This is a genomic window from Faecalibacterium sp. OF04-11AC (assembly GCF_003460645.1).
GTDB lineage: Bacteria > Bacillota > Clostridia > Oscillospirales > Ruminococcaceae > Faecalibacterium > Faecalibacterium prausnitzii_I.
On the sequence record NZ_QTVP01000045.1, the window covers coordinates 1 to 10,730 of the forward strand.

8 protein-coding genes and 2 pseudogenes are annotated in these 10,730 nt (G+C 64.2%); all 10 read right to left on the minus strand.

The window, feature by feature from the left end:
- Positions 1 to 132 precede the first annotated feature (132 nt).
- A pseudogene (gene topA, locus DXA70_RS12950) lies at positions 133 to 2,215 on the minus strand (type I DNA topoisomerase).
- Between the two features lie 33 nt (positions 2,216 to 2,248).
- Positions 2,249 to 2,845, minus strand: a complete 597-nt coding sequence (locus DXA70_RS14925; protein ID WP_347553574.1) for a DNA-processing protein DprA — start codon at positions 2,843 to 2,845, stop codon at positions 2,249 to 2,251.
- A gap of 8 nt (positions 2,846 to 2,853) precedes the next feature.
- A pseudogene (locus DXA70_RS14930) lies at positions 2,854 to 3,369 on the minus strand (DNA-processing protein DprA); the annotation flags it as partial.
- Positions 3,370 to 3,389: 20 nt separating this feature from the next.
- Entirely contained in the window at positions 3,390 to 4,172 is a 783-nt protein-coding gene (locus DXA70_RS12960) for an RNA methyltransferase (protein ID WP_022257721.1), read from the minus strand.
- Between the two features lie 69 nt (positions 4,173 to 4,241).
- Positions 4,242 to 4,592, minus strand: coding sequence for a 50S ribosomal protein L20 (rplT, locus tag DXA70_RS12965; protein ID WP_005928218.1), 351 nt, complete (start codon positions 4,590 to 4,592; stop codon positions 4,242 to 4,244).
- A 52-nt stretch (positions 4,593 to 4,644) separates the two neighbouring features.
- Entirely contained in the window at positions 4,645 to 4,848 is a 204-nt protein-coding gene (gene rpmI, locus DXA70_RS12970) for a 50S ribosomal protein L35 (RefSeq protein WP_005928215.1), read from the minus strand.
- A gap of 18 nt (positions 4,849 to 4,866) precedes the next feature.
- Complete coding sequence (infC, locus tag DXA70_RS12975) at positions 4,867 to 5,418, minus strand: translation initiation factor IF-3 (protein ID WP_112115099.1); 552 nt, start codon at positions 5,416 to 5,418, stop codon at positions 4,867 to 4,869.
- Positions 5,419 to 5,654: 236 nt separating this feature from the next.
- Positions 5,655 to 6,614 carry a PD-(D/E)XK nuclease family protein gene (locus DXA70_RS14935; protein ID WP_243001410.1) on the minus strand — a complete coding sequence of 320 codons (960 nt, stop codon included), beginning with the start codon at positions 6,612 to 6,614 and terminating at the stop codon, positions 5,655 to 5,657.
- A complete protein-coding gene (locus DXA70_RS12980; RefSeq protein WP_243001411.1) occupies positions 6,611 to 9,328 on the minus strand; it encodes a UvrD-helicase domain-containing protein in 2,718 nt (905 codons plus the stop codon). Before DXA70_RS12980 ends, DXA70_RS14935 begins: the two co-directional genes overlap by 4 nt.
- Positions 9,325 to 10,730 (minus strand): PD-(D/E)XK nuclease family protein (locus tag DXA70_RS12985; RefSeq protein WP_199522887.1); only part of this gene is annotated, 1,406 nt, incomplete at its 5' end. The genes DXA70_RS12985 and DXA70_RS12980, both read right to left, overlap by 4 nt.

Below are 10,730 nucleotides of genomic sequence, written 5' to 3' on the forward strand. Positions count from 1 at the left end.
GACATTTCTCCCCGCACCGGGGAGAATCTTTCCCAAAGTGGGAGCTTGGCAGTCCCTGCAAAGTTTATCTCTTTGCCAAGGGCTCTCCCTTTGGGAGAGCTGGCGCGTCAGCGCCTGAGAGGGCAAGCCCGTTTAATCTTTCTTCGGCACCGGCATCTCAAAGCCGCAGCCCTCTTTTGCACAGTAGAGCTTGGAGCCCTTGCGGAAGAGGGTGGAGCCGCATTTCTCGCACTTGGTGGCCACGGGCATGTCCCAGGTCATAAAATCGCAGTCGGGGTAGCGCTCACAGCCGTAGTAAATGCGGCCCTTGGCGCTCTTGCGCTCCAGCATCCGGCCCTTGCCGCACTTGGGGCAGATACCGCCGGTATCCTTGACCAGCCGCTTGGTGCCCCGGCACTCCGGGAAGCCCGAGCAGGCCAGGAACTTGCCATACTTGCCCACCTTGATGACCATGGGGCGGCCGCACAGGTCGCACACCTCGCTGGAGGGCTCGTCCGGCACCTTGACCTTTTTGCCCTCCATGTTCTTCTCCGCCTGCTCCAGGCTGGCTGCAAACCCCTGATAGAAGTCGTCCACGGTCTTGTGCCAGTCGGCCTTGCCGCTTTCCACCTTATCCAGGTTCTTCTCCATCTCAGCCGAGAAGTCCACATCCACGATGTGAGGGAACTGCTCCAGCATCAGGCCGTCCACGGCCCGGCCCAGCAGGGTGGGCTTGAGCTTTTTCTGCTCCCTCTCCACATACCCGCGGTCAATGATGGTGGTGATGATGGGCGCGTAGGTGGAGGGGCGGCCGATGCCGTTCTCTTCCAGCGCCTTGATGAGGGTGGCCTCGGTGTAGCGGGCAGGGGGCTGGGTGAACTTCTGCTCGCTCTTCAGTTCCTTGAGCTTGAGCACCTGGCCCTGCTCCAGCGGCGGCAGACTGGTCTCTTTCTTTTCTTTCTCGTCGGTGGCTTCCTCGTACAGGACGGTAAAGCCATCAAACGTGACCGTGTAGCCGCTGGCCTTGAAGCGGTAGTCCCCCGCATAGACGGTCACGGACACGGTATCCTGCTGGCAGTCGGCCATCTGGCTGGCCATAAAGCGGCTCCAGATCATCCGGTAGAGCTTGGCGGTATCGCCGCTGATGCTCTGATCCACCTCGTCCGGCGTCAGGGACGGCACCGAGGGGCGGATGGCCTCATGGGCGTCCTGCGCCGCGGTCGCGCTCTTGGTCTTCCAGGCGCGCTTGTAGGGACAGATATAATTTTCGCCGTAGGCCCCTGCGATATACTCTTTTGCGGCGGCAACGGCTTCATCGGAGATGCGGAGGCTGTCGGTACGCATATAGGTGATCAGACCCATGGTGCCATGCCCGGCAATGTCCACGCCCTCGTACAGGGTCTGGGCGGCCCGCATGGTGCGGGTGGCCGTAAAGCCCAGGCGGCGGGAAGCTCCTGCTGCAGGGTACTGGGGATGACGCCGGGGTGGGCTGCTTGGAGCGCTTGCCCTTTTTCAGTTCGCCCACGGTGTACTCGGCCCCCTGCAGGCCCTGCTCAATGGCGCGGGCCTCTTCCTCATTGCGGGGCAGGAGCTTTTTGCCCTTGGCGTCCGAGGAGAGGCGGGCCGTAAAGGTCTTGCGGCCCACGCCGAAGCTGGCGTCAATGTTCCAGTACTCCTCCGGCTTGAAATTCTCGATCTCTTTTTCCCGGTCGTCGATGATCCGGACGGCCACGCTCTGCACACGGCCTGCCGACAGGCCCCGGCGGACTTTCCGCCAGAGGAACGGGCTGAGCTTATAGCCCACCAGACGGTCCAGCACGCGGCGGGCCTGCTGGGCGTTGAAGAGGTCTTCGTCAATGGCGCGGGGGTGGGCCATGCCCTCCTGCACGCCTTTCTTCGTGATCTCGTCAAAGGTCACGCGGTTGTTGCCGTGGGGGTCCAGGCCCAGGATATTGGCCAGGTGCCAGCTGATGGCTTCGCCCTCACGGTCCGGGTCGGTCGCAAGGATAACGCCGTCCGAGTGCTTGGCCTTGCTCTTGAGCTCCTTGATGAGCTTTTCCTTGCCCTTGATGCTGATGTACTGGGGCGCGTAATCGTGCTCCACATCAATGCCAAGCTGCGAGGCGGGCAGATCCCGGATATGGCCCATGCTGGCCGTTACTTCGTAATCCTTGCCCAGATATTTGCCAATGGTCTTCGCCTTTGCGGGCGACTCCACGATCACCAGTTTCGACATACGTTTTCTCCCTTTTATATAGAAATGCGCTTTTCAGCGCAGAATATACCGTTTTCCCGGCAGACAGAGCACCCGGCCGGAGAGTTCCAGCTTCATCAGGGTGCCCAGCAGCAGAGCCGTGGGCAGGCCGCTCTGGCTCCCCAGTTCCTCCACGCCCCGGGCCTGCGGGCCGATGCAGGCCAGCACCCGGCGCTCATTTTCACTCAGCGGGGCGGCTGCAGTGCGTTCCTCTGCCCCCGCCGCGGCCGGGCGGAGGCCCAGCACGCCAAATAAGTCTTCCGCCTTGCAGACCGCCTTGGCGCGGCCCTCCCGCAGCAGGGCATTCGTCCCCTGCGAGTTGGGCGAGAAGATGCTGCCCGGCACCGCATACACCGGTTTTCCATACCGCTCGGCATGGTTCACCGTGGACATGGTGCCGCTTTTTTCCTGCGCCTCCACCACCACCAGCGCGGAGGACAGCGCCGCGATGAGGCGGTTGCGCTGCAGAAAGCCGTTCCGCCCCACGGGCTCGCTCTCGGGCGGGTACTCACTGATGACACAGCCTTTTCGCTCGATCTGCCGCCGCAGCTCCCGGTTGGAGGCCGGTAGGTGCGGTCGATGGGGACGCCCAGCACCCCGATGGTGGGGCAGTGCTCCCGGACAGCGGCGCGGTGGCCCGCGCTGTCCAGTCCGTCCGCCAGCCCGCTGACGATGACGGCCCCGGCTTTTGCCAGGGCTCCGCCCAGGTCCGCTGCCGCCTGCTGGCCGTACTCGGTGGGCTTGCGGCTCCCCACCATCCCGATGGTGGCAGGCTCGTTGAGCCAGCGCGGGTCGCCAGTACAGTAGAGAACCAGCGGCATGTCCGGGATACGGGAAAACGCCAGTGGATAGTCCGGGTCATCATAGGGTAGGATGCGGATGCCCCGAGCCGCGCACCGCCGCGCAAAGGCACGGTAGTTCTCCGGGGTGTTCCCGGGCAGACTGGCCCGCTGGGCGGCGGGGATGCCTGCCGCTGCCCGGAACGCGTCACTTTCCCGGGCTTCCCAGGCTTCCTGGGCCCCGCCAAAAGCGTCCAGCACCTGCCCCGCGTGGCCGCTGCCCGCACCCAGGGTGTGGGCCAGCCAGAGCCAGCAGAGCAGCGGCTCCGGCGCGGGCGCGGGCGGGAAGAGACTCATCTGCCCGAGGCCCGGGCCGTTCACAGGCTTTCCTCCCGGAAATGCCACAGAAGGATGCTGCCCGCAATGCCCGCGTTCAGGCTCTCCACCCGGTCGGTCATGGGGATGCGCACCGTGCCATTGCAGGCGCGGATGGTCTCCTCCGTCAGGCCCTGGCCCTCGCTGCCGATGACGACGCAGACGCCGCCCGGGTAGCGGGGCTCGGCCGCGCTCAGGGGCTGGGACTTATAAAGTGCCGCCGCCAGGCAGGTGATGCCCTTTGCCCGCAGGGCGGCAATGGCCTCCGGCATCTTCCCGGCCTCGATGACCGGGATGCGGACAGCCGCGCCCATGGAGGCCCGGAGGGTCTTGGGGGCCCAGACGCTGGCGCAGCCGTCACTCAGCAGCACGCCGTCAAAGCCAAACGCCGCCGCCGAGCGCAGCAGGGTGCCCACATTGCCGGGGTCCTGCACCCGCTCCAGCGCCAGATACCGCCCGCCCGTTCTGGCTTCTTCCAGCGTATGCTCCGGCGTGCGGAACACGCCGAACACGCCCTGATGGGTGCCCACGTCGGCCAGTTTATCGGCCACATGGTCCTCCACCAGATAGTGCTCCCCAGGCAGAGTTTCCAGCTCGGGGCATTTTTCAGCCGCCGTTTCGGTGTAAAACAGGGTTTCCAGCTCCGCGCCACGGGCCAGCTCCGGGCAGAGTTTGCGGCCCTCGGCCAGAAAGCGGCCCTCGCCGCGGCGGAACGCCGCACTCTGCGCAAGGCGGCAGGCGTATTTGATCTTTGCGTTTTCCCGGCTGGTGATTTTTTCAGTCATGCTGCCCTCCAGAACATACAAAAAGGACGCCCGCGTAATAATACGCGCGGGCGTCACAAAAGGTCTTGATTAGGCGTTCTTCACGGTCTCGACCAGAGCTGCAAAGCTCTTGGGATCGTTGATGGCCATTTCGCTCAGCATCTTGCGGTTCAGCTCGATGCCTGCCTTCTTCAGGCCAGCCATAAAGGTGGAGTAGTTCATGCCCAGAGGACGGACAGCATTGTTGATGCGGCAGATCCACAGGTTGCGGAACTGACGCTTCTTCATGCGGCGGCCAGCCAGAGCGTAGTTGCCGCTCTTCATGACCTGCTGCTTGGCCATCTTAAAGTGCTTGCTCTTGCAGCCGTAGAAGCCCTTAGCCAGCTTCAGCATCTTCTTGCGACGTTTGTGGGTCATGGTTGCGCCTTTGATACGTGCCATTTTTTATATCTCCTTTAGTCTCGTAAATGTCTGTGTGCTTGCGGCTCGCTTCTTAGGCGTAGGGCAGCATGCTCTTGATGGTAGCAGCGTTGGTCTTATCAACGTAGCTGGGCTGACGGTAACCACGGGTCAGCTTGGTGGTCTTCTTGGTCAGGATGTGGCTGCGGAATGCATGGCCGCGCTTGATCTTGCCGTTCTTGGTCAGCTTAAAGCGCTTCTTAGCGCCGGAGTGCGTCTTCAGTTTCATCTTAGCCATTTTAGTATCCTCCTAAAATTAGTCCTTATTGGGTTTCGGGATCAGCAGAATGGACATCGTGCGGCCCTCAAGCACCGGTGCTTTGTCCATGCTTGCCTGGGGCAGGGCCTCGGCAAAGCGTTTCAGCACGTCGGCACCCAGTGCGCTGTGCGCCATCTCGCGGCCACGGAAGCGGATCGAAACTTTCACCTTGTGGCCAGCTGCCAAAAACTTGGCGGTCTGGTTCAGCTTGGTGTTGAAGTCGTTGGTGTCAATGTTGAGCGAGAGGCGGGTCTCTTTGACTTCGACCACCTTCTGGTTCTTCTTGGCTTCCTTCTCCTTCTTCTGCTGTTCAAAACGGTACTTGCCGTAATCCAGCACCTTGCACACAGGCGGGACAGCCTGCGGTGCGATCTTTACCAGATCGAGCCCTGCGTCCTCAGCAGCACGCATGGCCACCTGAATGCTGACCACACCTTTCTGCTCGCCGTCTGCTCCGATCAGGCGAACCTCACGGTCACGGATCTGACCGTTGATCTCCAGTTCCTTCGACTTTCCAGCGGTAGCGATGATGAATGCACCTCCAAACAATAATCCATAGTGTTGCAAAATTTAGCGTAGAAAACGCGGCCGCCCGTTTCCGGACAGCCGCGCACAATTCACTCAAAGCCGCACTCCTGCTCTCAGGAGATACGTTTCAGGGTATAGCCCGGGGATTTGAACCCCACAAGGCGAGCGCGGCACAGGCCGTAGCTGCTTTCTTTACCCGAGTAGTTTACCACAGCCCGTATCCCCTGTCAAGCATTTTTATGCGGATTTTTGAAAAATTATGTTTCCACTTCGAGTAGCCGGTTCAGGCTGAACGAGTAGATCCCCTTATACGTCACGGGCTTTGGCGCGAAGCGCTTTTCAATGGCCAGGGCGTACAGATCGAGCTGGGCACGGTAGGCGTCCAGAAACTCCTGTTCCGTCTTTTTGCGGTCGGTCTTATAGTCCAGCAGCTCGATGTGGTCGTCAAACACCAGCACGATGTCCGCAATGCCCTGCACCAACACCCGCGCCTGGGCGGCCGCGGAGTCTGCCTGCGGCCGGGCACTCCCCTGCGCCGCCAGCACCGCGCTGGCAGGCAGGGCCGTGATGAAGTCCAGCTCCCGCAGCACCTGCTTTGCCGCCCGGATGCGGGCAAAAGCCTCGCCTTCCACAAAGCGGCGGATCTTGCTCACATCCAGCTTCCCGGCAATTTCCGGCGGGGTAAGCTTTGCCTCCACCTGCCGCTGGCGCTCGGTGCGGATGGCCTCGGCCAGTGTATCCCCGCCCCCGGCAAGCCCGGTGGCAAGGGCTGCGAAATCGGCGTGCTCCAGAAAGGCGTGGAGGGCCGTTCCCATCTCGGCGGCGGTGAGGCCGTCTTTGGAAAGGAACGCGGGCCGCTCCAATGTCGTCTGCTCCTGCTTGTGGACGATGCTGGTCACGCTGACCTTGGCAGGCACCGCGGCCAGGTCCGCTGCAGGGTACTGCCAGCCAAAGCCCGCCCGCAGTGTCTCTACAAGGGCCGGGTCGGCGGAGGCCGTTTCGAGAATTTCTTCCGCCGTTTCCGGCTCCGCCGCCTCTGCCGGGGCGTCATGAACCGTCACCGCAATGGTGCTCCGGGTGTCCACAAACGGCAGCTCCAGATTCTCCGCCAGGCGGCGGAGCGGCCCGCCGCCTGGGTGGACCAGCAGCGCCGCCCGCAGCCAGTCCGCAAAGCAGGCCGCCTGTTGGTGCAGCGTCTCCCCTGCCCCGGCCGTCAAAAACGCCGCCGCTTTGGCAAAGGGTTGGTGGTCTTGGTCATCCCCAGTGGGATGGTCAAAATCAGCTCGTCCTGCGCCCGGGTCAGGGCCACATAGAGCAGGCGCATCTGCTCACTGCGCATTTCCTGCTCGTGGACATTGGCCAGGGCGGCATAGGCGGCGGTCTTGTAGGCGCCCTCCCCCGCCTCGGGCCGGAGGCGGAGTCCCGCGCCGACCTCCCGGTGGAGCAGCACCGGCTGGCGGGTGTCGGCGGCATTGAACCGCCGGGCCGTGTCCGCCAAAAACACCACCGGGAACTGCAATCCCTTGGAGCGGTGGATGGTCATGATGGTCACGCAGCCAGGGCGGGAGCCGCCGGGAACTGTATCCTGCCCGGTGGAGCCCGCCAGGGCCGCCGCGTCAATGGCGCGCACCAGCGCCGAGATGCCGCTGCCGCCCACGCTGGCGCAGAACGCCGCAAACCGCCGGGCGTCCTCCCGGCGGCGGGTGCCGTTTTCCATGACGCCCAGCGCCGCCAGATAGCCGGTGGAGGCAAAGATCTCCTCCAGCAGCTGCTCCACCGGCACGCTCCGGGCCATCCGGCGCAGCTCCGTCAGGCGGGCATAAAAAGCCCGCGCTTTCCGGGTGAACTCGTTGTCTTCCTCGCTCTGCACTGCCGCCAGCACCGCGCCATAGAGGCTGGTCTTGCGCTGCAGGGCCCGGAGACGGACAAGATCATCGTCCGTGAAGCCGAACAGCGGCCCCAGCATGGCAGCTGCCAGATAGATGTCCTGCGCGGGGTTGTCGATGACCCGCAGCAGGGCGATAAGAGGCCGGATGTGGGGGGCATCCAGCAGATTTTCCCGGGCGTCGGCATAAACCGGGATGCCCCGGGCCGTCAGTGCCTCGACATAGGCCGGGAAATCGCCGCGGGCCGCCAGCAGGATGCAGCAGTCCTCATACCGGACCGGGCGGGTCGCGCTCCCCTCCCGCACCGGCTCCCCGGCCGCCACCAGCTGCTCGATTTTTTCCGCGATGAAATTCGCGTCTGTCTCCGCCGTGTCGTCGGGCAGGAAGTGCGCTTCCACACGGCCCGCGTACGTTCCCGGTGCCCCGCAGACCAGCCGCTGGCCGTCGCCGTAAGCGGTATCGCCCAGCGAGGGAGTCATGAGCTGCTCAAACAAAAAGTTGATGCCCGCTACCACCTGCGGCGCGCTCCGGAAGTTGGCATCCAGCGCCAATAGAGCGTTCCGGCCCGGGGTGCCCTCCTCCGGGCGGGGGCGGGCAACTCCGCCCGGCAGCAGGGGCCAGCGGTCCAGCTTTTGCCGGAAGATGCTGGGGTCAGCCTGACGGAAGCGGTAGATGCTCTGCTTCAAATCGCCCACGAGGAACAAATCATCCCCGCTGGGGGTGGCAAGGCAGGTGTAAAGGGCGTCCTGCAAGGCGTTCGTATCCTGATACTCGTCCACCATCACGGCGGCGTAATTCTGCCGGATGCTCTCGCACAGCGGGGTGGGCTTGCCGTCCGCGTCCCGCAGCAGGCGGAGAGCCTGATGCTCAAAATCACTAAATTCCAGCAGCTTCCGCTCCTGCTTTTTGGCGGAGAAGCGGGCATCAAAATCCCGCACCGCCGCAAACAGGGCCCGGAGCCGGGGCAGGGCTTCTTTCCGGTCCGCCTCGGCCTCTTCCATGCTGCAGGAGACAAGCCCGCAGATGGTCTCAAACAGGTCCGCCGCCTCACTGGCGCGGGTCTTGATGGCGGTCTTGTGGTCGCCTTTCAGCCGCCTGCGGGAGCCTTTCAGGCCCGGCGTCTCCTCCATGCCCAGGACAGAGGGGGTGAGCCGATCGTAAAGGGACGTCCACTCCCCGGCCCGGGCCAGCCGCTCCACCTCGCCCAGCCGGGCGGCAGCTTCTTCCAGCCGGCCGCAGACTTCCTCGTATTTTTCCTGCACCGCCTCTTCGGCTTTCCGGATGGCCGCAGGCGTCTTTTTCAGCTGTGCTTCCCCCAGCTCCTGCACAGAGTCCGTGTTTGCATCCGCCAGCGCCGCTTCAAACAGCTCCCGGGCCGACTGCGCATCACGGGCAGCCTCCCGCAGCAGGATGTCGTGCCAGCAGGTGGAAGCAAACCCGTTTTCCGCTTCCCACGGGGCTAAAAATTCGTCCAGCTTTTTGTCATAGTCCGGCAGGGCACGGAGGAAATCATAGACGTGTAGGATCGTCTCCCCCGCCGCCCGGTCCGTGCGCCCCTTGCCGTACAGGTCGGCAAAGGCGCAGAAATCCGGGTCGGCGTAGGCGTGCTCCAGCGTCTCCGAGAGGGCCGCTGCCCGCAAGGTTTCCACACTGCCGGGGTCGGCGGGGGAAAAGTCCGGCGGGATGTCCAGCGCCTGGAAATGCTTGTGGAGCAAATCGAGGCAGAACGCATCAATGGTGCAGATGGGGGCCCGCTGCAGCAGCATCCGCTGGCGGCGGAGGGCGCTGTTGCCCGGCTCTGCCTGGCTGCGCCGGAGCAATGCCTGCCCGATGCGGCCCGCCAGCTCGGCGGCAGCCGCGTTGGTAAAGGTAACGATGAGGAGGCGGTCAGCGTCCACGGGGTGGTCCGGATCCGTGATGAGCCGGACGGCGCGCTCGGTCAGGACAGCGGTCTTGCCGCTGCCCGCCGCCGCGCTCACCAGCAGCGCACCGCCCCGGTCTTCCATGGCGGCGCGCTGGGCGGGCGTCCATTTGGGTTCGCTCATGCTTTTTCCTCCTCGGTTTTTTCTTCGGGTTCAAAAGGCTTTTCCGGGGCGTTCAGGGCCCGCTCCCCGATGCCCGTCTCATGGCAGCAGATAAAGCCGTAATCACACCACTGGCAGGGGCTGCGGCCCGTCACCAGCGGCTCGGCGGCGATCTGCCCGCCGTAGAGCTGCTCGCCCATCCGGGTGACCAGGTCGTCCAGATGCAGCTCGATGCGGTTCAGCTTGGCGATGTCCGCCCGCTTGTCTTTCTGGTAGGGGCTGGGGGCACCGTTGCGGAACGAGAACGGCAGATACCGCCCCGTCTCGTCGGCATCCATGGCGTCGAACACTTTCTGCTCGTCCCGCACCAGGCCGTCCAGCTTGTATTCCACGCTCTTGGCGGCGTTCTGGCGGGTGGTCGTCTCGGGGGCCGGGTCGGCCAGCAGGTACAGCACGCCCGCAGGCTCTGCCCCAGTAAAACGGCCGCTTTTGTCCCGCGTCAGGCTGAACAGGTAGAGCAGCATCTGACAGTCCAGGCCGCAGTAGACCTCTTTCAGGTCCAGCTTTTTGCTGCCGGTCTTGTAATCCACCACCCGCACCCAGCGGGTGCCGTCTTCTTCCACCCATTCGTCCGCCCGATCCACCGTGCCGATGAGCTGCACCGTCCGCCCGTCCGAGAGATGATAGGTCTGCCCGGGGACGGAATCCTCCCCCCGGCCGATCTTCAATTCACAGGCCACCGGGCGGAAACTGGACTGCCGCTGCTCATCCCGCAGGTAGCACAAAAGGCTTGTCATGCTCTTTTTCAGGCGGGAGAGCAGGTAGGCAAAGCGGGCGGTGTCCTCCGGCAGATAGCGCTTGGCGTACTCGTCCACCAGCAGGGAGGCCAGCGCCGCCATGGCCTCGTCGTCCAGCTCCAAAAAAGGCGTCATGGCGTTGGCGCAGGGGTTGTCCGGGCCGGGGTTCGGGTCCAGCGCCATCTGCAGCACCCAGTGCATCAGGGTGCCGCTCTGGTCGGCGGAAAGCTCTGCCCGCTTGCGGGGGCGCAGGCCTAAAACGTATTGCAGGAAATAGCCGTAACGGCAGGTATAATATTTTTCCAGCTGGCTGGGGGAGATGCGGAGCCGCCGCCCCAGCAGCGCTTCCAGAGCCGTGAGGTCGTGCACCTGCCGGGGGGCACTTTCCGCCATCCGGCGGAGCAGGGCGAGGCCTTGCGGTTCTTCGGTTTCTTCCGGTCCCGTGCCCGGTGTTTTCAGGGCCTCGGTCAGGCTGGCACGCTCCACCTCCGTGAGGGGCCAGCCTCCGCCAGGCAGTCCAGCCCGTCCGCCGGGGGTGGCGGCCAGGTCCGTGAGGGGCCAGCCTCCGCCAGGCAGTCCAGCCCGTCCGCCGGGGGTGGCGGCCAGGTCAGCCAATTCCAGCTCCG

Excerpts from the sequence above, each read along its gene's own strand:
- DXA70_RS12960 (WP_022257721.1), bottom strand. The coding sequence starts at position 4,172 with ATGACTGAAAAAATCACCAGCCGGGAAAACGCAAAGATCAAATACGCC.
- rplT (WP_005928218.1), bottom strand. The coding sequence starts at position 4,592 with ATGGCACGTATCAAAGGCGCAACCATGACCCACAAACGTCGCAAGAAG.
- rpmI (WP_005928215.1), bottom strand. The coding sequence starts at position 4,848 with ATGGCTAAGATGAAACTGAAGACGCACTCCGGCGCTAAGAAGCGCTTT.
- DXA70_RS12980 (WP_243001411.1), bottom strand. The coding sequence starts at position 9,328 with ATGAGCGAACCCAAATGGACGCCCGCCCAGCGCGCCGCCATGGAAGAC.